Below are 25083 nucleotides of genomic sequence, written 5' to 3'. Positions count from 1 at the left end.
GACAACGGCAACGGACGTTTCGCCAAGATGTCGCTCACTTCTCGACGTTTCGGGCACCGCACCAGGAGCCTGAACGTCAGGTCAGAGCATCGGCGATGAGCTGCATGGATTCCACGATCACCACAGCGCCGGCAGCAGCCAGCTTGGCATGCTTCCCCGGCTTGTTGGCGTAGCCGATCGTCGGGACGCTGACGGCCTCCCCGGCCTCGACATCGCGGGCTGCGTCGCCGATGAAGATGCAGTGCTCCGGCTCGGTGCCTGCGGCTTCCATAGCTTCGAGCAGGAGGCGCGGGTTCGGCTTCATGGAGGAGGGGTCGCCCGGGGCGCGTCCGAAGACGCCGGCCACATAGTCGCTGAGGCCGTACTCAGTGAGGTATGCCTCGATGGCCACGCCCGCGTTGTTGCTGACCACCGAGACAAGGCGGCCCGAGCGGGCACAAGCAAGCAGAACCGATTCTCCACCTGGGGTCGGGCGGGCGGCCCGGACGGCTTCGGTCTCCAGCGCAGCCAGCGCGGTGTCCGTCCTCTCCGTGAGATCGGGCCGGGCGTCCGAGATCAGCCGGAGCAAGGCAAGCGGGTCGTTCTTCTCATCCGCCCCGGCCGGGGCCCGCTCGCCCGCGGCAAGCAGGCCCTCACGGAGACGCCGTGCAACCTCCGGAGCGGGGAGGCCGGCGAAGACCGAGCACACCGGGCCGTCGAAGTCGAGGAGTACGTGCTTCACCGGCCTCAGCACGTCGGCGAGTTGCTGAAGCGTGGCGGTCATGACTGCCGCTCGTACGCGATCGTGCTCCACACGCTGTCGAACCACATCTGGGCCTGCTGGACGTACTGCGAACCGAGCGAGGCGTCGTCCGGGCCGGCGGCGTGGTGAAACAGGGTGGTGTCCTTGCCGGTCACGTCGTAGAAGGTGTGGTCGGTGTCGTCGATCGCCACGGTGCGCTCGCGGAGCGGGTAGAAGCCGAAGAACGCCTCCTGCCGGTTCAGGATGTACAGCTTGAAAAGGCTGGACGCCCGGTGGACCTTGACCTGGACGCTCGCCTTCTGGACCAGGCCCAGTTCGGCCAGCATCTCCACCGAGTGCGCGATGCCGCCGGCGTTCGTCAGGGCGATGCTGCGGGCGCGCTGCCGGAGGGCGGCCTCGTCCTGGAGCCCGTCGACGAGCACCGGCACGGCCATCGGCGCGGTGGTGTCCGGCAGCAGCAGGCGGACCGTGATGGACTCCGGCGCCAGGCGGCCGGAGCGGACCTTGTCGAGCGGCTCCTGGAGCGCGTTGTGCAGGGTCTCGCTGGAGAAGCCGGCGAAGTCGAGGGTCACCTGCTGCTGCTCGAAGGCGGCTTCGAGGTGAGGCCGCAGCCCGACCGGCCGGGACGTCCGCTCCCGGACGAAGGAGCCGCTCCCCTGCCGCGTCACGATCAGCCCCTCGGTGCGGAGCAGGTCGAGCGCCTTGTCCACCGTGCCGCGCGCCACGCCGAAGTGCTTCGCCAGCTCGGGGCCCGAGGGGAGCTTGTCGCCGGTCTCGAAGCCCGGCTTCTTGGTGAGGATCGAGGCCCGCAGAGAGCTGCTGACCTGCTGATACGGGGGGCGCGAGTCGTCCGGGTCCAAGGCCATGGACCAATGCTAGGGCAGGTGCCCAACAGGCGCGAGAAACCCAACTCTCTTGACCTGCCTAAGCAGGTTCTCTATGTTGTGAGTGTCGCACCGAGTGAGACAGGGGTGACACAGAGGGGCCTTCTTTGGGCTGCTCTGACCTGCACGAATGCGCCCGTAGATGGCCGGCCTTCCGCCGCGCCCAGGGCGAAGGGGCCCGGGACAGATCGGGCCGAGGCATCCCGGCGCCTTGTCAGATCGGAGACCTAGATCAAAAAGGCCGCGCCCGCCTTCAAGGGCGCAGACCTGCTGGCCGCCCTGGGCAACCGGGGCAGCCAGTGCTGTTGATCAACGTTGGTCGGGCCCGTGAGAACGGGGCCGCCGCGCCTTCCTTGGCCGGAGCGCGGCGGCCCCTCATGGGCCCACACCCCAGAGAAGAGGTAGGCCCATGAGGCTGATTATCGCGGGCCAGACGGCCGCGGACGACGACGAGTTCGCCGAGCTGGCGCTCGGCGTGGACGAGCAGTTGTTCGCCGGGGTCGCCGGCGAGGGCGAGATCGAGCGCGCGGCCCGGCTGGACGCGGCGCACGCGATGCTGGCGGACCTTCGCCGGGAGGACCCGGAGCTGGCCGCCTACGCCGAGCGCCTGCTGCGGTGGGCGCCGGTGCCGTTGCGGCGCCCGGCGGTCATCCGCCGCATCGCGAGCACCGTCCGGGTGGCGGCGTGAGCGCCAACGAGTTCACCGCGCTCATGGCCGCTATGAGCACGGTCACCGCTCGCTCACGGCGCCTGGTTCGGGGGCCGCGATGAAGGCGGCAATGAGTCCCGCGCAGATCCGTTCGGCCGAGCGGGCGTTGACCGCCGGGACGTGGGCGATCACGTTCGGCGCGGTCCTCTACAGCGTGCTCACGGTGACCCCGCTCATGGCCGGCCACACCCCGCCGGGCTGGGAGTGGACGGCGCCGATCCTGCCGATCGTCGTGGACGCGGCGGTGGTGATCGTGGTGCGGATGGACGCCACGCTCGCCCGCCTGAACGGCGACGGCGGACGCTGGCCCGTCGTGCTGCGCTGGATGACTGGCCTCATGACCGTGCTGCTCAACATCGGTTTGAGTGCCCTGGACAAGGACGGGGTCGGGGTCGCGGTCCACTCGGTCGCACCGCTGCTGCTGATCGTCACGGCGGAGACCTCGCTGGCCTACCGGCGGGCGATCGGCGCCGCACTGGCCGCCCGGGAGACCGCTGAGCGGGCCGAGCGCGAGCAGCGCGAACAGCGGGCCGAGGCACGCCGGCAGGAGGAGCGGGTCGATCGGCTCGCCCGGTTCGAGGCCGCCGATCGGGCCGACCGTGAGCGCCGTGAGCACGACGCGAGCGTGGCCCGCGAGCAGCGTGAGCACGAGGCGGGCATGGTCCGTGAGGAGCGCGCGGAGACCGCGCGCCGCGAGGCGGCGGAGCGCGACGAGAAGGCTCGGCGGGAGGCCGCCGAGCGGGCCGAGCGTGAGCGCCGTGAGCACGAACGGCGTGAGCGTGAGCGCCGTGAGCGCGAGGCGAGCGAGCGTGAGCGCGCCGCCCGGGCCGAATCCGTGCGGCGCGAGCGGGAGGACGCCGAGCGCGCCCGCGCCGAGTTGCTGTCCGCCGGTCCCGCCGACGAGCGCCTGCCGGAGGAGCGGGCCCGCGAGGTGGTCAAGGCCGCCATCGAGGCCGGACTGCCGCAGCGCCAGGCAGTGGAGCTGACCGGCTGGTCCGTCGGCTGGATCGCCGCCCGTTACAAGGAACACCCCGTCGCCCGGCCCGCCCTGCACGCCGTCCCCACCACGACCGCTGAGGAGCAGGCATCGTGACCATGCCCGTGTCCGACCCGCAGTTCATCGCCTACATGGCCGCCTTCCGGGCCGCCACGGAGCACACCGCCGCCTGCGAGCCGTGCCAGGACGGGCAGCCGTGCCCGGTCGGCGACCCGATCCACCGTGCCTTCCTCACCGCGAAGGCCGCCTGGGAGGGCGAGCAGAAGTGAAGGCGATCACTTCCCTGCCGCTGGTCGGCACCGTCCGCCGCGACGGCATCGCCTACCGCGTCGCCGACCCCGTGCCGCTGGACGTGGTCAGCGGTCTGATCCGCGAGCCGTGGTGCTCGCGCCTGGTCGTCACCGACGCCAAGCGCAGCGGCGACGGCCCCGGCGAGTTCACCGCGATGTGCGTGGTCGACGGCGAGCCGTTCGTCCTCGTCGGCCGGATCGGCCGCTGATGTTCGGCCGCGACCCGAAGCCGCCGAAGTCCGGCCAGCAGCGGCGCGCGAAGGCCGTCCGCGAGGCGGACCGCGCCGGGCAGCGCCAGATCGACTCCCACCGCACCAGCCGGTCCACCACCGCCTGGCACCGCGCCGAGTCCCCCCGCGCCTGGTGGCGCTCCTCCTGACCCCTCCCCGGTGCGCGCCCCGCACACCTCCGGCGTGCGGGGCGCGCACCCTCTCCGACCTGGGAGAACTCATGGGCTACCTGCTGAGCCTGTTCCTCATTCTGATCGACGCCGCGATCGCCGGCGTCGCCTTCCGCGAGCTGATCCGCCGGGGGTCGAACCGATGACGACCCCGCATAACGGCGACTGGGACGACGACCTGGCCGACATCCTGCAGAGGCTCGTCACCCTCGCCCCTCCCGCCCCCGGCGGGTCCGCCGCACCGCCGGTTCCGCCGGTGCCCTCCGCGCCGCCGATGCCGCCGACGCCGCCGACGGTCCCGCCCCAGGCCCCGCCCGTCCCGGCCTCCGCCGAGCCCGAGTGGTGGCGCAAGTCCGGCCCGACTCCCGTGCGCACCCCCATCCCGCTCGGCGGCGGCCAAGGCGACCAGGGCGCCCGGCCGTCCATCGAGGCCGCCGCCCAGGCGTTCTGGGCCCCGGTCGGCCGGATCCTCACCGAGCAGGTCCCGCACATCGCCTCGCAGGTCGGCCAGCAGGTCGGACAGCTCCTCACCGAGACCGAGGCCCAGCGGCACGCCCGCGAGCAGGTCCAGTACGAGGCCCTTATCAACTCCCAGCGCACCCTGCGCGACGCCCAGTTCGCCGCCGCCGGCGAAACCCCCGAGCAGCGCGCCGAGCGCCACCGCGTCGAGCAGATCCTCACCCCCGACCACCGTCGGGACGACCTCGTCGGCCTGGTCGACCTGCTCGCCGACCGCATCGGCGAGACCCCCGAGGAACGCGCCCAGCGCCGCCAGGCCGAACAGGAGCTGGACCGCCAGCGGGCCCGCGCCCGCCAGGACGCCGAGCTGGCCGCCCGGGGGGAGACCCCCGAGCAGCGCACCCGCCGCCACCGCCGCCAGCAGCTCACCGACCGGCGCGAGGCCCGCACCCGGGCCCGCCGCCAGCGCCGCCGCGCCGCCCGCCTCGCCGGTCCCTCCGCCCGCACCCGGCGCTTCCGCCGCTGGTGCACCCTCACCGCGATCAGCGCGACCGGCGGCTACGTCACCGGCCTGGTGCCGCTGATCAGCCCCGGCGGACCCTTCGTCGGCCTGCTGCTGGCCGCCTGCGGCTGGGGCCTGGACCTGCTCGCCCGCGACCGGGGCCGCCTGCGGGTCTCCGAGGTCCACGGCCCCGGACCCCTCGCGCTCCTGATCGTCCTGCGCGTCCCGGTCGCCTCCGGCATCGCCGTCGCCCTCGGCATCGGCCCCGCCCTCTCCGCCCTCCCCCTCTACCGATAGGGAGATCAGCCACCATGAGCAGCCTCATCGCGATGGGCGCCGGCGGCGCCGCCACCGTCACCACGATGTACCTGTACGTCGGCATCCGCGGCAAGAACAAGATCGACATCGCGGACGACCAGGTCCCCTACTGGGCGTTCGGGATCGGCCTGCTGAGCGCCAACGCGGGCACCGCGTTCCAGCAGCTCAGCGGCATCGGCGAGCAGTTGGGCGCCTCGTTCCAGGGCAACGAGGCCCTGGGGGACTGGCAGACCGGCGCGACCGCCGCCCTCCTGACGATCGCCGTCTTCGGGCTCAAGCCCAGGCCGTGGAAGGACGCCCTGTGCGGCGCCATCGCCCCGTCCCTCTACGCCGCCGCTGGCGGGCTCTGGGCCATCCCCGCGTCCGTCCTCAGCGGCCTGATCAACTCGTTCATCGGCTGATGGCCATGACCAGCGAGAAGATCTTCCCCACCATCATCCCCAGCATCCTGTGGCCGTTCACCGGCCTGGCCACCGGCACCCCGGTCCTGGTCCGCCGGCTGATGGCCCCGCAGCGCAAGCAGCGCGCCGAGGCCGCCGCCCTCAATGCCAAGCAGGACGAGATCACCGCCCAGATCGCCGAGGCCGCCGAGGCCGCGTTCGCCAAGAAGGTCGCGGCGGAGGCCGACCCGGTCAAGCGTGCCGCGATGATCCAGACCCAGGAAGCGGCGCAGGTGGCGGCCCGCCAGCTGGAGCTGGAGCGTGCCAGGGCCGACCGCAAGGCCAAGCGCGGCAAGCTCGGCGACGCCGCCGGCGCGGCGGCCCTGATGCTGATCGTCGGCGGCCCGCTCGTCTGGTCCCTCGTCGGCCCCTGGGTCAGGCCCGGGATCGGCCTGCTCATAGGAGGGTGGTGGATCGCCGCACTCATCCACGCCCCGGCCTCGGCGAAGACCCCGTCCAAGGCCAACACCGGGAAGGACGTGGACGAGGACTTCGACGCCCTGGCCGACGACGCCGACCAGGACCAGCCCGAGCCGCCCTCCACCACTCTCTCCCCCGACCAGCTGGTGACCGCCATCGAGCGCATGGTGGCGATCCGCGCGCTGAGCGACGGCGGCGCCGGGAAGGTCCACCTCGCCGAGGTCCTCGCCAGCCTCCAGCGCCACGGCCTCTACGACGGGTTCGACTCCCGCGACTTCGGGGCCCTCGTGCGGGCCGTCGGCCTGCCCATCGAGAAGGGCGTCCGGGTAAAGGGAAAGGGGGTCTCCGTCGGCCTCACGGCAGCGGGCCTGAAAGACCGGCTCGGGCACACCCCCCGGCTCCCGCCCGAGGCGGTCGCCGACCACACCCCCGCCGCCGTCTGACCCCCGGTCGGCACCCGTCCAGAGTCCCCCGTCCGCACCCGCCGGGCGGGGGCTCTCCCGGACCTCTGTGTGCCCCTTCTCGGCCCCTCTCCCCTACCCCACCCCAGACCTCTTCCCGCCCGACTACACCCGTTCGCTGACCTGCGACAACAACACGACAACACCCCCGACAACACGCCGACTACACCCCCGACTACGCCTCCCCAAAAGGAGAACCGCACCATGTGGCAGAGCATCGTGGCGATCGTCGGCACCCTCGCCGGGGCCGTCACCACCGGCCTGGTCCAGCAGCGCGGCGCCCGCGCCGAGCGGGAGGTCGGCCGGGCCGACGCCGCCCGCGCCCAGCGCGCCCAGGCCGTCACCGCGCTCCTGACCGCCCTCGCCGATCACCGCCTCGCGATGGTCCTGCGCGAGGAAGCCCTCCTCGGCTGGGGCGTCGACTCCCCCGTCTACGCCGCCGCCCGGGAGCGCAGCCACCGAACCCGATCCGCCGTCACCACCCCGCACACCACTCTCGCGATCCTCGCCCCCGACCTCGCCCCCGCCGCACAGGCCGCCGTCAACGCCACCTACGCCATCCGCGGCGCCCACGACGCCGACGTCCTGGAGACCCGCCGGGCCACCGCCGTCCGGGCCACCGACGACCTGATCGCCGCCGCCCAGGCCTGACCCACCGCCTGGAAGAGAACTGAATGACCACCGAGTACGAAGACCCGTACGACACCTGGGACGACGACGGCGACATCGACGGGCCGACGCGCGCCGAGGACAAGGCGTACGAGATCGCCCTCGACGTCGCCGACGAACAGCGCCGTTTCGAGGCCGAGCAGGCCGCCGGCCCGCAGCCCGGTCACACCGAGATGTGCGAGGGCTGCCACGGATCCGGCGGCGGCTACGAGGACGAGGCCTGGGACCACGACGTCCGCGACGTCGTCACCGTCGACTACGACCACTGCCCCGAGTGCGGCGGCTGCGGCTACTACGACTGCGACGGCACCTGCGAGACCCACCGGGACTGACCAGGCCCGCCCGGTCGGCCGTGCCGTCCGCATCCCTGCCGCAGCCAGCGGCCCGGGGCGCGGACGGCGCGGGGACCGGACAGACCGGATCCGCACACCCCGGAGGCACCACATGGCCGACCCGCACACGCCGTACTTCGAGGACGTCCTGACCGCGCTCGGCGCCAACGCCGACCCCGCCGAGTCGTTCGCCCAGTACTGCAACGACGACGGCGAGCAGATGCTCGCCGAGATCTTCATCCAGCTCGACGACAACCGGGCCGACGCCGCTGGCTACCCGCACGGCCTCGGCCTGTTCTGGAACCAGGTCACCGGCTGGCTGTGGATGCGCGGCACGAGCGACGGCCGCCACTCCAACGAGCAGCCCCTGCTCCTCGCCCTAGTCGCCACCCCCGCCAGCATCGCCGCCGCCGTCCACACCCTCCTGATCGGACGCGACACCGGGCTTCCCCTGCGCGGCGAGGACGCCTCGTCGTCCACCTATCCGGCGCTGGAGGAGCTGACCCGCAACGCCGGGACCGGCCCCGATGAGGGCGCCACCGGCTGAACCCGCCCCGCGTAACACAAACCCCGCACCAGCCGCCGACCTTGGCAGAGAGACGGCTGGTGCGGGGCAATCCGATCCCTTCATAGAGACCAGAGGACAAGCATGCCCGGAAACGCCCCCGGCCCGCAGCCCATCTGCGAGGCCGTCGACCTCGGCGACCCCAGCCCCTGCGAGGGCCCGCGCGACGCCGTGACCGTCGTCGACCGCCACGGCCACTCCACCAAGGCCTGCGTGCCCCACGGCATCCGCCTGCACGCCAGCCTCACCGACGCGCATGTGCTGCCCGGCAGCGTCCCCGGCGCGGACACCGAGGTCCGCGAACTCTCCCGCGCCACCTCCGCGTTCGCCTGGCTCGACCACCACCAGCCGTTCGCCGAGGACGAGCGGTGACCGAGCGGACCCCGCCGCTCGGCGACACCGGCGGCCTGTGGCAGGCCGTCCTCGCCGCAGCCGCCGGCCGCTGCCAGTGCCGGGGCACCTGCGGCAAGGAGCACGACAAGGACGGCGGGCGCTGCCCCGCCGTCCACGGCGGCTACGCCCGCCACGGCACCGGCCCCGTGCACCTGCTCGCCGCACCCGCCGACCCGGACGGCCTGCTGCTGCCCGCGCACCGCGCCGCCGCCCTGCCGAAGCGGGAGTTGGCCGCGTGGTGCCCGGCCTGCCACGACGCCACCCGCCGCCGCGCCCGTGCCGCCCGGCAGGCCACCGCCCCGGCCGCCGAGCCGGACGCCCTGTTCTGACCTCCCGCCCTCTCGCGGCCCGCACCCGGCACCGCCAGGGCGCGGGCCGCCAGCTCCGTACGAAAGGAGCCCATCTTGAGCGCTGAGTCCGCGCACCCGAACGTGATCCCGTTCCGGCCCGAGCCCGCCGAGATCAAGGCCGCCGAACAGGCCGTCATCGGCGCAGCCCTGCTCGACCCCGTCCAGATCCCCGCGCTCGCCGTCCAGCTCGGCGGCCCCGGGGCGTTCTACCACCCCGCGCACGAGACGATCTGGCGGGCCATCACCCGTATGGCCAACGGTGAGCGGCCGGTGGACCCGCTGCTGCTGACCGGTGTCCTGCGTGCGCAGGGCGACCTCGGGCGCATCGGCGGCCCCGGCTACCTGCACACCTGCATCGAGGCCACCCCCACCGCGGCGAACGGCGACTACTACGCCGAGATCGTGCGCGTCGCCGCCGAGCGGCGCCGGATCAACACCGCCACCAGCCGCCTGGCCCACATGGCCGGCGACGGAGCGGCCGACCTGGACGACGTGCGCGCCGCCGCCCTGGCCGCGCTCGCCGACCTCGCCACCGGCGAGAGCTGGCTGGACCCCGTTCCCCTCGGCTCCCACACCGGCCTGCCCACCTTCCCCGTCAAGGCCCTGCCCCGGTGGGTCGGCGCCTACGTCGACGCAGTCGCCGAGTTCACGCAGACCCCGCCCGACGCCGCCGCCACCATGGCACTCGCCGCGCTCTCGACCGCGGCCGGCGGGCGGGTCGGCGTGGAGATCCGGCCCGGCTGGCGCGAGCAGTCCAACCTCTACCTGACCTGCGCGATGCCGCCGGCCAGCCGCAAGTCCGACGTCTTCGCGTTCACCATGGGCCCGGTCTACAAGGTCGAGGCCCAGCAGCAGGCAGACGCCCGGGCCGCGATCATCGAGGCCGAGACCACCCGGGACACCGCCCTGGCCGAGGTCGAGGCCCTGATGGCCAAGGCTCGCAAGAACCCCGACGCCGACCGCACCCAGCTCGTCGCGGAGATCTCCGCCGCGAAGCTGCTCGCCGAGCAGATCGTCGTCCCACCGAACCCGCGTCTAACGCTGTCCGGGGACATCACCCCGGAAACCGTCACCCACCAGCTCGGCGTGCACCGCTGCCTGGCCGCGCTCTCCCCCGAGGGCGACCTGTTCGACAGCATCGTCGGCCGCTACAGCAGCAAGCCGAACCTGGGCGTGTTCCTGCAGGCCCACAAGGGCGAGCGACTGCAGGCCGACCGGATCACCCGCGAGCAGCCCACCGCCGACAAGCCCGCCCTCACCATCGGCGTCACCCCGCAGCCCGCCGTCCTGCAGGAGCTCGGCGCCGCCCCCGGCGCCCGGGACCGCGGCCTGCTCGCCCGCTTCCTGTACTCCCTGCCGCCCTCCAACCTCGGCTGGCGCAAGGTCCGCACCGACCCGATCCCCGACAAGGTCGCGAACGCCTACGACCGCAACCTGACCCGCCTGCTCCGCGCCATGACCGACCTCCCCGAACCCGTGATCGTCGTCATGGACCAGGCCGCCGACCTCGCCATTGAGAAGCTGCAGGAACGCGTCGAAGTCCAGCTCCGCCCCGACCAGCCGCTCGCCCACATCAAGGACTGGGCCGGCAAGCTCGTCGGCCACATCGCCCGCATCGCCGTCCTGCTCCACCTCGCCGACCACATCGCCAGCGACCAGGACAGCAACGCTTGGCGCGCCGACCTGCAGGCCGACGTCGTCAACCGGGCCGCCGAGATCGCCGACTACTACACCGCCCACACCCTCGCCGTCTTCGACCTCATCGCCGCCGACCCCGCCACCGACGACGCCCATACCCTCCTCCAGTGGCTCCAGCGCCCGAAGAAGGACGGCACCCACCGCACCCACATCAAGGCCCACGACGCCGTCGCCAGCAGCCGCCGCTTCAAGAAGGTCGCCGACGTCGAACCCGCCCTCGCCCTCCTCGAACAGCACGGCTGGCTCCGCACCGACCAGCCGCCCGCCGGCGGCCAGCGCGGCCGGACCCCGGCTATCACGTTCCGTGTCCACCCGGCCGTGAGCACCCCCACGGACGGGGCCGAAGCCCCGTAACCGTCAGGGATGTCAGGGGAAATCCCTGACCAGCCAAAACACCGCCGGACGGCCTGTCAGGGCACGTCAGGGATGTCAGGGAAACGCCGAATTTCCCTGACATCCCTGACAATCCCTGACGCTCTGCCAGGAGCCAAAGTCGCAGGTCAGCGATTTTCCCTGACATCCCTGACACTTTCCGCCCTCCGTCTCCGTCCGCGAGAGGGCCAGTAACACTCCGCAACCACCATTCGCACCCGCCGATGGAGTCGCCGCCATGCCCACGCAGGACCCGAAGCTCAAGCTCGCCGAGGTGCTCGAAGAGCTGGAGATGTCCCGCTCCGCCTTCTACCGCATGGTCGCCCGCAGGAAGGGCCCGAAGCTCATGAAGCTCCCCAACAACCAGATCCGCGTCCGCCGCAGCGCCCTCGACGCGTGGTGGGCCGAGCAGGAGGTCGCCGCCTGATGCCCACCTCGTACAAGGTGAAGTTCTGGGAGCACCGTCACCGGCCGGACAGGCGGACGCCGTGGATGGTGCGGTGGACGGTGGCCGGCCGGGAGTTCTCCGAGTCGTACCTGACGAAGACCCAGGCCGACGGCAGGAAGGCCGAGCTGCTGGTCGCCGTCGCCTCGCACCAGCCGTTCGACGTCGAGACGGGGCTGCCGCTGGCCGAGCTGCGGAAGCGCCAGCAGGAGGAGAACGCCGTCACCTGGTACCAGCACGGCCGGAACTACGTGGAGGCCCGGTGGGACGGGGCTCCGGCGAAGACGCGGACGACGTGGGCCGACGCGCTGGCCAGCGTGACGTTCGAGCTGGTCAGCAGCAAGGTCGGGATGCCGGACAAGCGGGTCGTCCGGCGGGCGCTGTACGGCTGGGCGTTCAACGTGAACCGGTGGACGGAGGAGCCGCCGGCCGAGGTCGCCAGGGCGCTCGCGTGGGTCGCGCGGCACTCGGTGGACGTCTCGGCGCTGGAGGACCCGAAGGTGGTCCGCAAGTTGCTCTCCGCACTGTCCGTGAAGCTGGACGGTACGAAGGCCGCCGCGTCCACCGTCCTGCGCAAGCGCCGGATCGTCCACCACGTCATCGGCCGGGCCGTCGAGGACGGGCTGCTGACCGCCAATCCGCTGCCGCTGGTCCAGTGGCAGCCGCCGCAGGTCGAGGAGGAGGTCGACCCCGAGTACGTGATGAGCCCGGAGCAGGCCGCCGCGATGCTGGAGGCGGTCAGGCGCCAGGGGCGGCGCGGGCCGCGGCTGGTGGCGTTCTTCGCGTGCATCTACTACGCGGGGATGCGCCCTGGGGAGGTCGTCCACCTGCGTAGGGACCGCTGCGTGCTGCCCGCAGAGGGGTGGGGGAAGCTCAACCTCAACGGCAACAGCCCCCGGGTCGGGTCGGCCTGGACGGACACCGGCGCCTCACACGACCCCCGGGGCCTGAAGCACCGCGCGGAGAAGGCCACCCGCCCGGTCCCGATCCCGCCGGAGCTGGTGGCGCTGCTGCGGGAGCACATCGAGGCGTACGGCACGGCGCCGGACGGCCGACTGTTCCGGACCTTCCGCGACGGCATGGTGCAGGAGAGCGGCTACGGGGTGGTCTGGGCCGCCGCCCGGGCCGAGGTGCTGAGCCCGGACGAGCAGGCCACTCCGCTGGCGAAGCGGCCGTATGACGGCCGGCACGCCGGGATCTCGCTGTGGCTGGCCTCCGGGGTGGCGCCCGCCGAGTGCGCGCGGCGCGCCGGGCACAGCATCGCCGTCCTCCTCCGCGTCTACGCGAAGTGCATCCACGGTGACGAAGACCACGCCAACCGGCTGATCGCCGAACGCCTCCAGCGCCGGCCCGGCTGACCCTGGTCCGAGCCTGGTCCGGAACCGCTGGTCAGCGTCGGGATCCGGGCGGGAACAGGTGGGACAAACCTCGCGAAACGGCCACAGGGGCGCCGCGAGTGTTCGAATAAACGAAAGCAGCCCCTGACGTGCGTTTCCGCATGTCAGGGGCTGTTTCTCTATCCTGTGGCTGGTGCAGGGTTCGAACCTGCGTAGCTTGCGCGACAGATTTACAGTCTGCTCCCTTTGGCCGCTCGGGCAACCAGCCAGGATGTTTGCCTCCCGGGGGGCTTGCCCCGTTCGACTGGGTAAACCTTACCCGATGCCGGGGGGTGGTTCGCCACCCGGTTCTTGGGGCGGGATCGACGGGTGTGGCGTGGCTGTCCGGGGCGGGGGCGGGGGTGGGCTGGATAGGCTGGGGCGGCGGGCGTCCGGTGGGGCGGGCCGTGTCAGTGCAGCCAGAGCATCAAGGAGACCAACACCCATGGCCGACTCCAGTTTCGACATCGTCTCGAAGGTCGAGTGGCAGGAGGTCGACAACGCGATCAACCAGACCTCCCGCGAGATCGCCACGCGCTTCGACTTCAAGAACGTCGGCGCCGACATCAAGCGCTCCGGCGAGACGATCGAGATGAAGGCCAACGGCGAGGAGCGCGCCAAGGCCATCCTGGACGTGCTGCAGAGCAAGTTCATCAAGCGCGGCCTGTCGCTGAAGGCGCTGGACACCAAGGACCCGCAGCTGTCCGGCAAGGAGTACAAGATCTTCGCGGACGTGAAGGAGGGCATCTCCCAGGACGATGCCAAGAAGATCGCGAAGATCATCCGGGACGAGGGTCCGAAGGGCGTGAAGGCCCAGGTCCAGGGCGACGAGCTCCGGGTGACCTCGAAGAGCCGTGACGACCTCCAGGCTGTCCAGGCGCTGCTCAAGGGCAAGGACCTGGACTTCGCGATCCAGTTCGTGAACTACCGCTGAGCCGAGCGGCGGCCCCGGTCGGAAGCCCCGGAGAGGGCTTCCGACCGGGGCCGCCGTCGTTCTCGGGGCCGTCAGCGGGGTGCGGCCCAGGCGGCGGTGGTGCGGTGGGATCCGAGGCCGGCCGCTTCGAACTCGTCGTGGGCGGCGGGGTCGGTGTCGGCCAGGCGGACGCCGAGGCGGCGCAGGACGTGGGAGATCGGGCTGCCCTCGGGCGGGAAGGGTTCGAGCTCGGCGCTGGTGAGCGGGCCGAGGGCGAGTCGGCCGTCGGCCCAGAGGGCGGCGCGCTGGGTGCCGTCGCCGCCGAAGTACTCGGCCTCCACGCAGGCGATCGGGCCGGCCTTGGACCAGGCGGCGAGCCGGCGTTCGAGGCCGTCGGAGAACCAGCCGAAGCCGGCGGCGCCCGGGGAGGCGGGCCCCTCGTCGCCGAACCGGAGGGCCGCCAGGAACTCGGGGGTGGCCGGGATCAGCGCCAGGCCCTGGGCGAGCGGTCGCGGGCGGGCCGCCGAAACCTCGGCGGCCGCCACCGCGACCAGCTCCGCCGGGCCGATCAGCGCCTGAAGTTCGTATGACATTCAGTCATCGTGAACCATGGCACCGACAGTCCGCCCGGCGTTTACGATTCCGTGCCCGGTCGGGTATCAGTCCGAGAGTCGGCCTCCCGCTCGGGGCGGACGCCGTAGAGCAGGGTGAACAGGGTCGCCTCCACCGCGTCCTCGGCGTCGCTCTCCCCCTCGGCGGTCAACTCGTGGAAGATCTCGTCGAGCTGACGGCGCAGCCGGAGCATCCGCTCGGGCGTGAGCCGGTACGTGAAGTGCGAGAACATGCCGGGCAGGCCGACCGCCGAGGCGTCCCGCGAGGTGGTGAAGTCGATGCGGTCGGCCATCACATGGGCACGGAACTCGCCGCGGACGCGGTCCATCGCGGCGAGCATGGCGCCGTAGGCGTCGCCCCGGGTCGGCGAGCCGGGCGAGAAGATCTCGGGCGCGAGCCGCAGCGAGTCCTGGGCCGGTGCGTAGCGGCTCTCGACGATGCCGGAGACCAGGCGGGTGCCCGCGACGCGGATCAGGCCGACCTTCTCCAACTGCTTGATGTGCCGGTAGAGCTTGGTCTGCGGCTCGTCGAGCGCGGCGGCGATCTCCTTGGCGGTGAGCGGTCCGGAGCCGAGGGCGGCCATCAGGACGTCGAGGATCGCCAGGCGGAGCGGGTCGGCCAGGGCCTTGAGGGTGGCGGCGTCCTCCACCCGGCGTTCCTTGAGGACGGCGGGGGCGACGGGGCCCTCGTCGGCGCTCACGGCGTTCACGGCGCTCTCCGCGTTCACGGCACTCTCGGCGTTCTCGACCACGGGCCCACCCTCGCAGATGGCCGCCGACCCGGGCAATCGCACATTCACCCTTGCGCGACCGATCACACCAACGTCATCATTCACGAAAGCATGAATGATGATGCCATGGTGAGCGTTGGCCGAGGGGGAGACAGCGGATGACGACGGACACAGCAACCGCGAGCAGGACGCCGGAGGCGGCGGAGCCGCCCGTCCCGCTGCGGCGCAACTGGCGCTTCCAGGCGCTCTGGGCCGGACAGGCCGGCTCCACCCTCGGCCTGCAGCTCGCCGACACCGCGTACCCGCTGCTGCTGCTCGCGCTCACCGGCTCCTCGACGATCGCCGGGGCGTTCGGGGCGCTGCAGATCGGCGCCGCCGTCCTCTTCGGTCTCCACGGCGGGGCGGCCGCCGACCGCTACGACCGCCGCCTGGTGCTGATCGTCGGCGACACCGTCCGGCTGCTCGCCTGCACCAGCGTCCCGCTCGCCCTGGCACTGGACCGGCTGACCGTCGCGCACACCCTGCTGGTGGCCGTGGTGATCGGCGCGACCATCGCCTACACCGGCCCGACCCGGCTGATCGCGGTGCGCTCGGTCGTCCCGCCGGAGCAGTTGCGGCAGGCGCTGGCGCAGGACGAGGCGCGGATGAGCGGGGCGGGCCTGGTCGGGCCGCCGCTGGCGGGCGCGCTGTTCGGGCTCGGCCGGGGCGCGCCGTTCGTCGGCACGGCGGTCACCTCGCTGCTCGCGCTGACCGCCGCGCTGCTCGTCCGCTTCCCGAGCCGGCCGGAGTCCGGGACGGGCCGGGCCGACGCCGCGGCGGGCGGCGCCCTGGCCGGCTACCGCTACCTGTCCCGCAACGCGCTGCTCCGCCCGATCCTCGCCGTCGTCCTGCTCATCAACGTCGCGGGCACCGCGATGCTGCTGCCGGTGATGGTCCTGCTCCGCGGCCAGGGCACCTCCAGCGCCGGCATCGGCCTGGCGCTGGCCGGCGAGGCCGTCGGGGCACTGGCCGGCGCGCTGCTGGTGAGCCGGCTGCACCGGCTGGCCGGGCCCGGGGTGCTGCTGCTCGCGGTGTCCTGGCTGACCGTCCCGGTGCTGCTCGCGCCGCTGCTGCCGGGCGGGGCGGTCGCCGTCTTCGCGGCGCTGTTCACGGTGGGCCTGGGGACGCCGACGCTGCGGGTGATGATCGACCTGCTGGTGTTCAGCCGGGTCCCCGACGGGCTCCGCGGGCGGGTGGTCGCCGCCACGATGACGATGTTCACGGTCGGGATGCCGGCCGGGATGGTCGGCAGCGGGCTGCTGCTCGACCACTTCTCCCCCGCGGCGGTGCTGGGCGCGGTGGCCGCGCTGCTCGCGGTGGGCCTGGTCCCGGCGACGGCCGGCCGGACGCTGCGCCGCGCCGGCTGGCCGGAGCAGACCCCGACGCCCGAACAGGGCCCGAGGCCCGAACAGACCCCGGCACCCGAACAGGCCCCGGCGCCCGAGCAGGCCCCCGCTCCCGCCCCGCCCTCCTGACGTTCGCTCACCCGTGCGGGTGCACGCCGCATGCGGCCCCATCGCCAACCGGGTGAACTGGCCGGGTACGGCCCAGCGCCGACGGGCCACCCCAGGAGGACGCATGAGTTCGATGGACATACCGTCGTCCGGCCAGGACAGCCCTGGCGGCCCCGGCGGCCCCGGCGGAGGCGGAGCCGCCGCCGGCGGCGGCCAGGAGTCCGCCGCCCGGGAACGCACCGGCGCGGCGGCCACCAGGCTGGCGAACGCGCCCCGGATGTCCTGGCTGACGCTGGCCTTCATGACCACCGCCTCGGTGGCCAGCCTCCGCTCCGCCCCGACCATGGCGGTCTACGGCCTCGCCTGCGTCTTCCTCTACCTGCTCCCGGCCGTCGTCTTCCTGCTGCCGACCGCGATGGTCTCCGCCGAGCTGGCGTCCGGCTGGGAGGGCGGCGTCTACCGCTGGGTGTCGGAGGGCCTGTCGAAGCCGCTGGGCTTCCTGGCCGTCTGGTGCCAGTTCGCGATGACGATCTTCTACTACCCGTCCCTGCTCGCCTACGTGGCCTCCACCATCGCCTACGTGGTCAACCCCTCCCTGGCGAGCAACGGCCCGTACACCGCGATCGTGATCATGGTGCTGTACTGGACCGGCGTCTGGGTCTCCTCCCGGGGCACCAAGGCGGTGGCCGGCCTCTCCTCGGCGGGCCTGGTCATCGGCACGCTGATCCCCGGCACGCTGCTGGTCGTGCTCGGCTTCGTCTTCCTCGGCCAGGGCAACGAGTCCGCCGCCCCGATGAACGCCGCGCACCTGTTCCCGGAGTGGACCGGCCTGGCCAGCCTGGTGCTGATCGTCAACAACTTCCTCAGCTACTCCGGCATGGAGATGAACGCGGTGCACGTCTCCTCGCTGCGCGACCCGGCCCGGGAGTTCCCGCGCTCGATGTTCACCGCCTCCGGGATGGTGCTGGCGATCTTCATCCTGCCCGCGCTGGCGATCAGCTGGGTGGTGCCGTCCAGCGAGCTGAGCCTGACGGCCGGCGTGATGCAGGCCTTCGACGCCTTCTTCCAGTACTTCCACATCGGCTGGCTCACCCCGGTGATCGCGGTGGCGCTGGTCTCCGCCTCGCTCGGCGGCATGCTCACCTGGCTCGCCGGACCGTCCAAGGGCCTGCTGATGATCTCCCGCCAGGAGGGCTACCTCCCGCCGTTCCTGCAACGGCTCAACAAGGAGGGCATCCAGCAGAACCTGCTGGTCACCCAGGGTGTGGTCACCACGGTGATCGCCCTCGCGTACGCCCTGATCCCGAACGTCTCCAGCGCCTACTGGATCTTCTCGGTGATCACCACGCAGGTGTACCTGATCGTCTACCTGCTGATGTTCGCCGCCGCGGTCCGGCTGCGCCGCACCCAGCCCGACCATCCGCGCGGCTACCGGGCACCCGCACTGGTGCCGATCGCCGTCACCGGCCTGGTGGCCTCGGCGGCGGCGATGGCGATCGGGTTCGTGCCCTCCTCGCAGTTCGGCAGCGGCTCGGTCTGGTCGTACCTCGCGATCGTCGGGGGCGGCCTGGTGATCCTGGGCCTGGTGATCCCCTATCTGTTCCTGCGGCTGCGCAAACCGGAGTGGCGCTCACCCGACGCGCAGGCCGAGCTCGCCGCCCAGGAGGCCGCCGAACGTGCGGCGGCGGAGGGCACCGAGCGGGAAGGGGGTGCGGCATGACCCGCAGCCTGATGGCCTCCCGCCACCGCTGGATCTACCTCGGCGCGATCGTCCTGCTGATCGGCATGCTGATCACCGGCCTGCTCACCTACACCCAGCTGCGCGACACCAACGAGGCCAACCGCAAGGCCAAGCAGCTCTCCGAGGCGCTGACCGCCGCCGGCTATCCGGTGCCGTCCCAGGACCAGATCGTGCACACCCTGGGCCAGGACGGCGGCGCCGTCTGCGACGACCCGGCCGGCGCGCTGCAGCAGGCGCAGTGGAAGTACGGCATGGCCAACGGCGCGGGCGGCCCCGGCCAGCGGCCGGTGCTCTCCGACCGCGAGGTGATCTTCGCGGAGGCGATCGTGCTCTCGGTCTACTGCCCCGACAAGCTCGCCGCCATCAAGGACAAGATCGACGACCTCAAGCTCGAGGACACCGTCCGCAACTGACAGCGTCCGCAACCGACACCGTCCGCAACCGACACCGGCGCCATCGACGCCGTCCGCCACTGACGCCCCGGCCCACAGTTCCCAGAGGAGCCGTCACCATGACCGACGAACTCGCCCGCCGGATCGCCGCCCTGATGCCACAGGCCAAGGCCGACCTGGCCGAGCTGGTCGCCATCCCCTCTGTCGCCGACCCCCGCCAGTACCCGCCCGAGAAGTGCCGCCAGGCCGCCGAGTGGGTCGCCGCCGCCTTCGCCGACGCCGGACTGCGCGACGTCCACCTGGAGGAGACCCCGGACGGCAGCCACGCCGTGGTCGGCCACCGCCCGCCCCCGCCCGGCGCGCCGACCGTCCTGCTCTACGCGCACTACGACGTCCAGCCCCCGCTCGACGACGCCGCCTGGACCTCCCCGCCGTTCGAGCTCACCGAACGCGACGGCCGCTGGTACGGGCGCGGCGCCGCCGACTGCAAGGGCAACATCGTCATGCACCTCACCGCGCTGCGGGCGCTCGGCGACGACCTGCCGGTCGGCCTCAAGCTGGTCGTCGAGGGCTCGGAGGAGCAGGGCACCGGCGGGCTGGAGGCCTACGTGCCGCCGCACGCCGGCGAGCTGCACGCCGACGCGCTGCTGGTCTGCGACACCGGCAACGCGGCGGTCGGCGTCCCCACCGCCACCACCTCGCTGCGCGGCGTCACCAACGTCGTGGTCACCGTCTCCGCGCTTCAGGGCGACATGCACTCCGGCATGTTCGGCGGCCCGGCCCCGGACGCGCTGGCCGCGCTGATCCGCGTCCTCGACTCGCTGCGCGACGCCGACGGCGGCACCCGGATCGACGGTCTGGACAACGACGGCACCTGGAGCGGCGTCGGCTACGACGAGCAGCGGTTCCGCGCCGACGCGGGCGTCCTGGACGGCGTGCGGCTGACCGGCTCCGGCACCGTCGCCGACCGGCTCTGGGCCCGGCCCGCCGTCACCGTGCTCGGCATCGACTGCCCGCCGGTGGTCGGCTCCGCCGCCGCGATCCCGGCCACCGCCCGGGCCCGGGTCAGCCTGCGCGTCCCGCCCGGCACCGACGCGCGCGCCGCCCAGGCCGCGCTCGGCGCCCACCTGGAGGCCGCGGCCCCGTGGGGGGTGCGCATCGCGGTGGCGCCGGAGAGCGTCGGCTCGCCGTTCCGCGCCGCCACCGGCGGATCCGCGTACGCGGCGCTCGACAAGGCCACGCAGGAGGTCTACGGCCGGCCGCTGTCCTTCCTCGGCCAGGGCGGCTCGATCCCGCTCTGCACCGTGTTCGCCACGACCTTCCCGGAGTCGGAGATCATCCTGATGGGCGTCGAGGAGCCGCGCTGCCTCATCCACGCGCCCAACGAGAGCGTCGACCCCGGCGAGATCGAGCAGATGGCCCACGTCGAGGCACTGTTCCTCCGACACTACGCCAACTCCCGCCGCCCATGATGGAGTTGAAGCACCCCCAGGCACAGTCATCGCCGAGCTCCCCCACCAGGAGACCCCGCATGCCCCGAGAGTTCACCACCGAGGACTACCGCGCCCGCCTGGAGCGGGCCACCGCCGCCGCCGCGGACGCCGGGCTGGCCGGCCTGGTCGTCGCCCCCGGCCCCGACCTCCTCCACCTGACCGGCTACCGGCCCACCGCGATCACCGAACGGCTCACCGCCCTCGTCCTCACCGCCGGCCACGAGCCCGCCCTGATCGTCCCCGCCCTGGAGCGCCCCGACGCCGAGAAGGCCGTCGGCGCCCCCGCCGTCCGGCTGGTCGACTGGACCGACGGCCAGGACCCGTACGCCGCCGCCGTCCCGCTGATCGACCGCTCCGGCCGGTACGGGATCTCCGACAACGCCTGGGCGATGCACCTGCTCGGCCTCCAGGCCGCCCTGCCCGGCACCGGCTGGACCTCGCTCACCGAGACCCTGCCGATGCTGCGCGCGGTCAAGGACGCGGACGAGCTGGAACGCCTGGCCGCGGCCGGCGGCGCCGCCGACGCCGCCTACCGGGGCATCCTGGAGGTCACCTTCGCCGGCCGCCGGGAGACCGACGTCGCCGCCGACCTCGCCGCCCTGCTCATCCAGTACGGGCACAGCCAGGTCGACTTCACCGTGGTCGGCTCCGGCCCCAACGGCGCCGACCCGCACCACGAGGCCGGCGAGCGGGTCATCGGGACCGGCGACACCGTCGTGCTGGACTTCGGCGGGCTCAAGGACGGCTACGGCTCCGACACCACCCGCACCGTGCACGTCGGCGCCGACGTCCCGGACGAGGTGCGCAAGGTCCACGACGTCGTCCGGCAGGCCCAGCAGACCGCGTTCGAGGCCGTCCGGCCCGGGGTGAGCTGCCAGGAGATCGACCGGATCGCCCGACGGGTCATCACCGAGGCCGGGTACGGCGAGTTCTTCATCCACCGCACCGGCCACGGCATCGGCATCACCACGCACGAACCGCCGTACCTGGTCGAGGGCGAGGAGCGGCCGCTGGTGCCGGGCATGTGCTTCTCGATCGAGCCGGGCGTCTACCTGCCGGGCCGGTTCGGGGTGCGGATCGAGGACATCGTGACGGTCACCGAGCAGGGCGGGCGGCGGTTCAACAACACTCCGCACGAGCTGGGCATCGTGTCCTGAGTCACCCCCGAGCCGCGTTCGCTGCGCCGGCCGGGGCAATTCTGAGCCCTTCCTGAACGGACCGCCGTTCGCACCGAGAGTTCTCCAAGAATGCCTTGCTAGCTTCGACCGGCATGACCAGAATGCTCCGCCCGGCGCCGCCCACCCCTCCCGCGAGCGCCGGGCGGCTGCGCCCGGCGACCGGCTCCCCGACCGGCGCGCGCACCGGCGCCCTGGCCCGGCTCCGGCTGCTGGCGTGGCCGCTCTACCTCGCCGCCCTGCTGTGGTACCTGCGCACCTACGGCCTGCCGTACACCAATGACCTGGTCTTCCTGTGGCTGATGGGCGCCCTGGTGGCCGCCGGTGTGCACAGCGGGCACGGCGCGCGCGGCTTCCTGCTGGTGCTGCGCGACTGGGTCCCGGTGATGGCCGTCGTCTGGACGTACTCGCTGCTGCGCGGCTACGGCGCACACACCCCCTGGGGCCCGTACCTGTGGCCGCAGCAGCGCTTCGACGAGATCCTCGGCTTCGGCGAGACGCTCACCGTCCGGCTCCAGCACGGGCTCTACACGCCCGGCTCGCCGCAGTGGTGGGACTACGCCTCGGTCACCGTCTACATGTCGCACTTCTTCGCGGTCTTCACGATCCTCGCGGTGCTGTGGCGCCGCCGCCACGACCGGTTCCGGCACCTGCTCACCTGCTACCTGGTGCTGACCTTCGCCGGCTTCGCGACGTACATCCTCTACCCGGCGGTGCCGCCGTGGCTGTCCTCCCAGGAGGGGCACCTGCCGGCCCTCACCCGGGTGGTCTCGGACGTGCTCACCGAGAGCGGGCTGCCGCGGGCCGCGTCGGTGTTCGAGAACGGCAGCCAGTTCGCCAACGACGTCGCCGCGATGCCCTCGCTGCACTCGGCGTACCCGGCGATGCTGCTGTTCTTCTTCTGGCCGACGGCCGCGCGGTGGGTGCGGGTGCTGCTGGTCGCCTACCCGCTGGCGATGACCTTCGCCCTGGTGTACGGGGCCGAGCACTTCCTGCTGGACGTCTTCGTCGGCTGGGCGTACGCGGCCGCGGCGGTGTACGGCGTGCGGTGGCTGCGGGAGCGGCGCCGGGCCAGGTCGCTGACGGCGAGCCGGGCGGCGGCGGCCGTGCCGGCGGCTGCGGGGGCGGATGTGCCGGCGGGCGTCGAGGCAGAGCCGGGGGCGGGCGTGGGGGCGGCCGCGTCCACCGGCACACTGGAGCGGTGACCGAGAAGCCGCCCGCTCCGTCGAGGCCGACCGCCGAACAGCTGCTCGCCGCCCGCGACACCACGATCGAGGACGTCACCGCCCCCGGTCTGCGCGTCCTGTTCTGCGGCATCAACCCCGGGCTCTGGTCCGGGGCCACCGGCCACCACTTCGCCCGCCCGGGCAACCGGTTCTGGCCCGCCCTGCACCGCTCCGGCTTCACGCCCCGCCAGTTCCGCCCGGACGAGCAGCGCGGGCTGCTCGACCTCGGCCTCGGCATCACCAACGTCGCCCCGCGCGCCACCGCCAAGGCCGACGAGCTGACCGCCGACGAGCTGCGCGCGGGCGGCGCCGCGCTCACCGAACGGGTGCTGCGGCTGCGTCCCCGGGTGCTGGCGGTGCTCGGCATCGGCGCCTACCGCACGGCCTTCGGCCGGCGGACGGCGTCGATCGGGCGGCAGGAGCAGGCCGTCGGGGACACCGAGGTCTGGGTACTGCCCAACCCCAGCGGGCTCAACGCCCACTACACCCTGGACGCGCTGGCGGCGGAGTTCGCCGAGCTCCGTGAGGCGGTCGCGCCCTAGGACCGCAGGAACTCCAGCACCGCCAGCACCCGGCGGTGCGTCTCCTCCGCCGGGGGCAGGTCCAGCTTCATCAGGATGTTGCCGATGTGCTTGCCCACCGCCGCCTCGGACACCACCAGCTCCCGGCAGATCGCCGCGTTCGACCGGCCCTCGGCCATCAGCGCCAGCACCTCGCGCTCACGCGGGGTCAGCCGCTCCAGCGGGTCCCGGCGGCGGCGCAGCAGCTGGCGGACCACCTCCGGGTCGACCACCGTCCCGCCGGCCGCCACCTCGGCGACCGCCGCCGTGAACTCCTCGATCTGGCCGATCCGGTCCTTCAGCAGGTAGCCGACGCCGGAGCCGTCCCCGGAGTCCAGCAGCTCCGCCGCGTAGGAGCGCTGCACGTACTGGCTGAGCACCAGGACCGGCAGGCGGGGTCGCCGCTCGCGCAGGGCGACGGCCGCGCGCAGCCCCTCGTCGCTCTGGCCGGGCGGCATCCGGACGTCGGTGACCACGAGATCCGGCTCGTGCCCCTCGACCGCCGTGCGCAGCGCCCCGGCGTCACCGACGGCGGCCACCACCCGGTGCCCGAACCGGGCCAGCAGGCCGACCAGCCCCTCGCGGAGCAGCACGCCGTCCTCGGCGAGCACGATCCTCAGGCCCATCGTCCCGCTCCTCCGTCGGCCGGGGTGCAGGGGATCTCCACCCGCACCAGGGTCGGTCCGCCGGGCGGACTGCTGACGGTCAGTGTGCCGTCCACGACCGCGACCCGGTCGGCCAGCCCGGTCAGGCCGGTGCCGCGCCCCGGGTCGGCGCCGCCGCGGCCGTCGTCGGTCACCTCGATGGTCAACCGCCCGTCCGCGTACCGGCCGTGGACGCTCGCCGTGCGCGCGCCGCTGTGCTTGGCGATGTTGGCGAGGGCCTCGGTGACGGCGAAGTAGCCGGCCGACTCGACCGGCGCCGGGAGGCGGCCGGGCAGCGCGAAGCGGGTGGTGGCCGGGACCGGCGAGCGGTCGGCGGCGTCCGCGCAGGCCTCCGGCAGGCCCCGGTCGGTGAGCACCTGGGGGTGGATGCCGTTGATCAACTCCCGCAGCCCGGCCAGCACCTCGCCCGCCTCGCGGTGCGCCTCGGCGAGGCGGGCGGCCAGCGGGCCGTGCGGCGGCGCGTCCAGCCGGGCGAGGCCGAGCGTCATCCGCAGGGCCACCAGGCGCTGTTGGGCGCCGTCGTGCAGATCGCGCTCGATCCGGCGCCGCTCCGCCTCGAAGGCGTCCACCAACCGGGCCCGGGAGCTGACCAGTTCACCGATCCGCCGCTCCTGCCGGCCGGGCCCCAGCAGCAGCCGGACCAGCCCCGCCCGGGCGGCCGCCACCAGCGCCAGCGGGTAGCAGAGCAGCGGCAGCAGGACGAGGCCGGCCAGTCCGCACAGGGCGGCCGTCCCCAGCGAGTGGACCTGCCAGAGCTTGAGGACGTTGACCTGCTCGCCGTCCAGCAGGAGCAGCGGGACGGCGGCCAGCAGGCAACCGGGGACGGCCAGGGCGCAGCCGGCCACGGCCAGGTCGACCGGCCAGAGCACGAACCCGGCCAGCACGGTGAAGCCCAGCTCGCGCCAGGTCGCCCGCTCGCGGTAGCGCAGCCGCAGCCAGGCCGCGAGGCCGGGGCGGTCGGGGACGCGGTGCGGGTCCGGCACCCGTCCGCCGTCCAGGAACCGGGCCAGCCGCCGTTCCCAGGCCGCGACCGGCAGCCCGACCAGGGCGAGCGCCACCGGCAGCGGCAGCCCGACCAGCAGGACCGCCAGCGCCCCGCCGGCCGCCACCGACACCAGCAGTCCGGCGCAGAGCAGCAGCCCGGTCAGCCCGGTCGCCAGCAGGTACCCGGCCGCCCTCCAGGGCGCCGCCGAGCGCAGGAACCCCGGCCGCAGCGCCGGGCCCCACCAGCCGTTGTCCATCGCGTCCCTCCCCCCGTACG

30 protein-coding genes and 1 tRNA gene are annotated in these 25083 nt (G+C 73.3%); 24 read left to right on the top strand and 7 right to left on the bottom strand.

Going from position 1 to position 25083, the window contains the following annotated elements; translation table 11 throughout:
* Window positions 1–76: 76 nt before the first annotated feature.
* Entirely contained in the window at window positions 77–763 is a 687-nt protein-coding gene (locus ACFCLZ_RS22440; RefSeq protein WP_380278656.1) for an HAD family hydrolase, read from the bottom strand.
* Window positions 760–1608 (bottom strand): GntR family transcriptional regulator, encoded by an 849-nt coding sequence (locus tag ACFCLZ_RS22435; RefSeq protein WP_380278654.1) that lies wholly within the window; start codon window positions 1606–1608, stop codon window positions 760–762. The genes ACFCLZ_RS22440 and ACFCLZ_RS22435 overlap by 4 nt, the downstream gene beginning before the upstream one ends.
* Window positions 1609–2035: 427 nt before the next feature.
* On the opposite strand from ACFCLZ_RS22435, the gene ACFCLZ_RS22430 reads away from it, so the two are divergent.
* From ACFCLZ_RS22430 to ACFCLZ_RS22355, 16 genes are all read left to right on the top strand, one after another.
* Window positions 2036–2314, top strand: a complete 279-nt coding sequence (locus ACFCLZ_RS22430) for a hypothetical protein (protein WP_380278652.1) — start codon at window positions 2036–2038, stop codon at window positions 2312–2314.
* Window positions 2315–2405: 91 nt separating this feature from the next.
* On the top strand, window positions 2406–3428 hold the full coding sequence (locus tag ACFCLZ_RS22425; protein WP_380278650.1) for a DUF2637 domain-containing protein: 1023 nt from the start codon (window positions 2406–2408) through the stop codon (window positions 3426–3428).
* Window positions 3425–3601, top strand: coding sequence for a hypothetical protein (locus ACFCLZ_RS22420; protein WP_380278648.1), 177 nt, complete (start codon window positions 3425–3427; stop codon window positions 3599–3601). Before ACFCLZ_RS22425 ends, ACFCLZ_RS22420 begins: the two co-directional genes overlap by 4 nt.
* On the top strand, window positions 3598–3831 hold the full coding sequence (locus ACFCLZ_RS22415) for a hypothetical protein (protein WP_380278646.1): 234 nt from the start codon (window positions 3598–3600) through the stop codon (window positions 3829–3831). Before ACFCLZ_RS22420 ends, ACFCLZ_RS22415 begins: the two co-directional genes overlap by 4 nt.
* A complete protein-coding gene (locus ACFCLZ_RS22410; RefSeq protein ID WP_380278644.1) occupies window positions 3831–4001 on the top strand; it encodes a hypothetical protein in 171 nt (56 codons plus the stop codon). The genes ACFCLZ_RS22415 and ACFCLZ_RS22410 overlap by 1 nt, the downstream gene beginning before the upstream one ends.
* A 163-nt stretch (window positions 4002–4164) precedes the next feature.
* Window positions 4165–5280, top strand: a complete 1116-nt coding sequence (locus ACFCLZ_RS22405; protein WP_380278642.1) for a hypothetical protein — start codon at window positions 4165–4167, stop codon at window positions 5278–5280.
* Window positions 5281–5294: 14 nt separating this feature from the next.
* A complete protein-coding gene (locus ACFCLZ_RS22400) occupies window positions 5295–5702 on the top strand; it encodes a hypothetical protein (RefSeq protein WP_380278640.1) in 408 nt (135 codons plus the stop codon).
* Between the two features lie 5 nt (window positions 5703–5707).
* The gene (locus ACFCLZ_RS22395) at window positions 5708–6604 is read left to right on the top strand and encodes a hypothetical protein (RefSeq protein ID WP_380278638.1); all 897 of its coding nucleotides are present in this window, start codon (window positions 5708–5710) and stop codon (window positions 6602–6604) included.
* A gap of 222 nt (window positions 6605–6826) precedes the next feature.
* Entirely contained in the window at window positions 6827–7273 is a 447-nt protein-coding gene (locus ACFCLZ_RS22390) for a protein kilB (protein WP_380278636.1), read from the top strand.
* 23 nt (window positions 7274–7296) lie between these two features.
* Complete coding sequence (locus ACFCLZ_RS22385) at window positions 7297–7623, top strand: hypothetical protein (RefSeq protein ID WP_380278634.1); 327 nt, start codon at window positions 7297–7299, stop codon at window positions 7621–7623.
* Between the two features lie 112 nt (window positions 7624–7735).
* Entirely contained in the window at window positions 7736–8170 is a 435-nt protein-coding gene (locus ACFCLZ_RS22380) for a hypothetical protein (RefSeq protein WP_380278632.1), read from the top strand.
* A gap of 102 nt (window positions 8171–8272) precedes the next feature.
* The gene (locus tag ACFCLZ_RS22375) at window positions 8273–8560 is read left to right on the top strand and encodes a hypothetical protein (protein WP_380278630.1); all 288 of its coding nucleotides are present in this window, start codon (window positions 8273–8275) and stop codon (window positions 8558–8560) included.
* Complete coding sequence (locus ACFCLZ_RS22370) at window positions 8557–8910, top strand: hypothetical protein (RefSeq protein WP_380278628.1); 354 nt, start codon at window positions 8557–8559, stop codon at window positions 8908–8910. Before ACFCLZ_RS22375 ends, ACFCLZ_RS22370 begins: the two co-directional genes overlap by 4 nt.
* 75 nt (window positions 8911–8985) lie before the next feature.
* The gene (locus tag ACFCLZ_RS22365; protein WP_380278627.1) at window positions 8986–10983 is read left to right on the top strand and encodes a DUF3987 domain-containing protein; all 1998 of its coding nucleotides are present in this window, start codon (window positions 8986–8988) and stop codon (window positions 10981–10983) included.
* A 256-nt stretch (window positions 10984–11239) separates the two neighbouring features.
* Window positions 11240–11428 (top strand): helix-turn-helix transcriptional regulator, encoded by a 189-nt coding sequence (locus ACFCLZ_RS22360; RefSeq protein ID WP_380278626.1) that lies wholly within the window; start codon window positions 11240–11242, stop codon window positions 11426–11428.
* Window positions 11428–12804 carry a tyrosine-type recombinase/integrase gene (locus ACFCLZ_RS22355; RefSeq protein WP_380278624.1) on the top strand — a complete coding sequence of 459 codons (1377 nt, stop codon included), beginning with the start codon at window positions 11428–11430 and terminating at the stop codon, window positions 12802–12804. The genes ACFCLZ_RS22360 and ACFCLZ_RS22355 overlap by 1 nt, the downstream gene beginning before the upstream one ends.
* Before the next feature lie 166 nt (window positions 12805–12970).
* Here ACFCLZ_RS22355 and ACFCLZ_RS22350 read toward each other — a convergent pair.
* Window positions 12971–13051, bottom strand: a tRNA-Tyr gene (locus tag ACFCLZ_RS22350).
* Window positions 13052–13267: 216 nt separating this feature from the next.
* Here ACFCLZ_RS22350 and ACFCLZ_RS22345 point away from each other — a divergent pair.
* Window positions 13268–13756 (top strand): YajQ family cyclic di-GMP-binding protein, encoded by a 489-nt coding sequence (locus ACFCLZ_RS22345; RefSeq protein ID WP_380278622.1) that lies wholly within the window; start codon window positions 13268–13270, stop codon window positions 13754–13756.
* A gap of 71 nt (window positions 13757–13827) precedes the next feature.
* Here the strand turns inward: ACFCLZ_RS22345 and ACFCLZ_RS22340 are convergent, their stop codons facing one another.
* Window positions 13828–14328 carry a hypothetical protein gene (locus ACFCLZ_RS22340; protein ID WP_380278620.1) on the bottom strand — a complete coding sequence of 167 codons (501 nt, stop codon included), beginning with the start codon at window positions 14326–14328 and terminating at the stop codon, window positions 13828–13830.
* A 41-nt stretch (window positions 14329–14369) separates the two neighbouring features.
* The gene (locus ACFCLZ_RS22335; protein ID WP_380278618.1) at window positions 14370–15098 is read right to left on the bottom strand and encodes an ArsR/SmtB family transcription factor; all 729 of its coding nucleotides are present in this window, start codon (window positions 15096–15098) and stop codon (window positions 14370–14372) included.
* A gap of 137 nt (window positions 15099–15235) precedes the next feature.
* On the opposite strand from ACFCLZ_RS22335, the gene ACFCLZ_RS22330 reads away from it, so the two are divergent.
* The 7 genes from ACFCLZ_RS22330 (at window position 15236) to mug (ending at window position 23139) form a co-directional block, all read left to right on the top strand.
* Window positions 15236–16591 (top strand): MFS transporter, encoded by a 1356-nt coding sequence (locus ACFCLZ_RS22330; protein ID WP_380278616.1) that lies wholly within the window; start codon window positions 15236–15238, stop codon window positions 16589–16591.
* 103 nt (window positions 16592–16694) lie between these two features.
* On the top strand, window positions 16695–18290 hold the full coding sequence (locus ACFCLZ_RS22325) for an APC family permease (RefSeq protein WP_380278614.1): 1596 nt from the start codon (window positions 16695–16697) through the stop codon (window positions 18288–18290).
* Window positions 18287–18724, top strand: a complete 438-nt coding sequence (locus ACFCLZ_RS22320) for a hypothetical protein (RefSeq protein WP_380278612.1) — start codon at window positions 18287–18289, stop codon at window positions 18722–18724. The genes ACFCLZ_RS22325 and ACFCLZ_RS22320 overlap by 4 nt, the downstream gene beginning before the upstream one ends.
* Before the next feature lie 98 nt (window positions 18725–18822).
* Window positions 18823–20175, top strand: coding sequence for a dipeptidase (locus ACFCLZ_RS22315; protein ID WP_380278611.1), 1353 nt, complete (start codon window positions 18823–18825; stop codon window positions 20173–20175).
* Window positions 20176–20234: 59 nt separating this feature from the next.
* On the top strand, window positions 20235–21353 hold the full coding sequence (locus ACFCLZ_RS22310; RefSeq protein WP_380278609.1) for a M24 family metallopeptidase: 1119 nt from the start codon (window positions 20235–20237) through the stop codon (window positions 21351–21353).
* Window positions 21354–21466: 113 nt separating this feature from the next.
* The gene (locus ACFCLZ_RS22305; RefSeq protein ID WP_380278608.1) at window positions 21467–22576 is read left to right on the top strand and encodes a phosphatase PAP2 family protein; all 1110 of its coding nucleotides are present in this window, start codon (window positions 21467–21469) and stop codon (window positions 22574–22576) included.
* Window positions 22573–23139, top strand: a complete 567-nt coding sequence (mug, locus tag ACFCLZ_RS22300) for a G/U mismatch-specific DNA glycosylase (protein WP_380278606.1) — start codon at window positions 22573–22575, stop codon at window positions 23137–23139. Before ACFCLZ_RS22305 ends, mug begins: the two co-directional genes overlap by 4 nt.
* Here mug and ACFCLZ_RS22295 read toward each other — a convergent pair.
* Window positions 23136–23783, bottom strand: coding sequence for a response regulator (locus tag ACFCLZ_RS22295; RefSeq protein ID WP_380278604.1), 648 nt, complete (start codon window positions 23781–23783; stop codon window positions 23136–23138). The genes mug and ACFCLZ_RS22295 overlap by 4 nt on opposite strands.
* Window positions 23774–25063 (bottom strand): sensor histidine kinase, encoded by a 1290-nt coding sequence (locus ACFCLZ_RS22290; protein ID WP_380278602.1) that lies wholly within the window; start codon window positions 25061–25063, stop codon window positions 23774–23776. Before ACFCLZ_RS22290 ends, ACFCLZ_RS22295 begins: the two co-directional genes overlap by 10 nt.
* Window positions 25064–25083 lie beyond the last annotated feature (20 nt).

It is taken from the genome of Kitasatospora purpeofusca (assembly GCF_042691725.1).
In the GTDB taxonomy this organism is placed as follows: domain Bacteria; phylum Actinomycetota; class Actinomycetes; order Streptomycetales; family Streptomycetaceae; genus Kitasatospora; species Kitasatospora purpeofusca_B.
The sequence above is the reverse complement of the archived record's forward strand: the minus strand, read 5'-3'. Positions and strand labels throughout refer to the sequence as shown.

Excerpts from the sequence above, each read along its gene's own strand:
- ACFCLZ_RS22405 (WP_380278642.1), top strand. The coding sequence starts at position 4,165 with ATGACGACCCCGCATAACGGCGACTGGGACGACGACCTGGCCGACATC.
- ACFCLZ_RS22400 (WP_380278640.1), top strand. The coding sequence starts at position 5,295 with ATGAGCAGCCTCATCGCGATGGGCGCCGGCGGCGCCGCCACCGTCACC.
- ACFCLZ_RS22320 (WP_380278612.1), top strand. The coding sequence starts at position 18,287 with ATGACCCGCAGCCTGATGGCCTCCCGCCACCGCTGGATCTACCTCGGC.
- ACFCLZ_RS22425 (WP_380278650.1), top strand. The coding sequence starts at position 2,406 with ATGAGTCCCGCGCAGATCCGTTCGGCCGAGCGGGCGTTGACCGCCGGG.
- ACFCLZ_RS22295 (WP_380278604.1), bottom strand. The coding sequence starts at position 23,783 with ATGGGCCTGAGGATCGTGCTCGCCGAGGACGGCGTGCTGCTCCGCGAG.
- ACFCLZ_RS22340 (WP_380278620.1), bottom strand. The coding sequence starts at position 14,328 with ATGTCATACGAACTTCAGGCGCTGATCGGCCCGGCGGAGCTGGTCGCG.
- ACFCLZ_RS22440 (WP_380278656.1), bottom strand. The coding sequence starts at position 763 with ATGACCGCCACGCTTCAGCAACTCGCCGACGTGCTGAGGCCGGTGAAG.
- ACFCLZ_RS22330 (WP_380278616.1), top strand. The coding sequence starts at position 15,236 with ATGACGACGGACACAGCAACCGCGAGCAGGACGCCGGAGGCGGCGGAG.
- ACFCLZ_RS22345 (WP_380278622.1), top strand. The coding sequence starts at position 13,268 with ATGGCCGACTCCAGTTTCGACATCGTCTCGAAGGTCGAGTGGCAGGAG.
- ACFCLZ_RS22315 (WP_380278611.1), top strand. The coding sequence starts at position 18,823 with ATGACCGACGAACTCGCCCGCCGGATCGCCGCCCTGATGCCACAGGCC.
- ACFCLZ_RS22390 (WP_380278636.1), top strand. The coding sequence starts at position 6,827 with ATGTGGCAGAGCATCGTGGCGATCGTCGGCACCCTCGCCGGGGCCGTC.
- ACFCLZ_RS22325 (WP_380278614.1), top strand. The coding sequence starts at position 16,695 with ATGAGTTCGATGGACATACCGTCGTCCGGCCAGGACAGCCCTGGCGGC.
- ACFCLZ_RS22360 (WP_380278626.1), top strand. The coding sequence starts at position 11,240 with ATGCCCACGCAGGACCCGAAGCTCAAGCTCGCCGAGGTGCTCGAAGAG.
- ACFCLZ_RS22410 (WP_380278644.1), top strand. The coding sequence starts at position 3,831 with ATGTTCGGCCGCGACCCGAAGCCGCCGAAGTCCGGCCAGCAGCGGCGC.
- ACFCLZ_RS22395 (WP_380278638.1), top strand. The coding sequence starts at position 5,708 with ATGACCAGCGAGAAGATCTTCCCCACCATCATCCCCAGCATCCTGTGG.
- ACFCLZ_RS22290 (WP_380278602.1), bottom strand. The coding sequence starts at position 25,063 with ATGGACAACGGCTGGTGGGGCCCGGCGCTGCGGCCGGGGTTCCTGCGC.
- ACFCLZ_RS22355 (WP_380278624.1), top strand. The coding sequence starts at position 11,428 with ATGCCCACCTCGTACAAGGTGAAGTTCTGGGAGCACCGTCACCGGCCG.
- ACFCLZ_RS22380 (WP_380278632.1), top strand. The coding sequence starts at position 7,736 with ATGGCCGACCCGCACACGCCGTACTTCGAGGACGTCCTGACCGCGCTC.
- ACFCLZ_RS22385 (WP_380278634.1), top strand. The coding sequence starts at position 7,297 with ATGACCACCGAGTACGAAGACCCGTACGACACCTGGGACGACGACGGC.
- ACFCLZ_RS22375 (WP_380278630.1), top strand. The coding sequence starts at position 8,273 with ATGCCCGGAAACGCCCCCGGCCCGCAGCCCATCTGCGAGGCCGTCGAC.
- ACFCLZ_RS22310 (WP_380278609.1), top strand. The coding sequence starts at position 20,235 with ATGCCCCGAGAGTTCACCACCGAGGACTACCGCGCCCGCCTGGAGCGG.
- ACFCLZ_RS22435 (WP_380278654.1), bottom strand. The coding sequence starts at position 1,608 with ATGGCCTTGGACCCGGACGACTCGCGCCCCCCGTATCAGCAGGTCAGC.
- ACFCLZ_RS22430 (WP_380278652.1), top strand. The coding sequence starts at position 2,036 with ATGAGGCTGATTATCGCGGGCCAGACGGCCGCGGACGACGACGAGTTC.
- ACFCLZ_RS22305 (WP_380278608.1), top strand. The coding sequence starts at position 21,467 with ATGACCAGAATGCTCCGCCCGGCGCCGCCCACCCCTCCCGCGAGCGCC.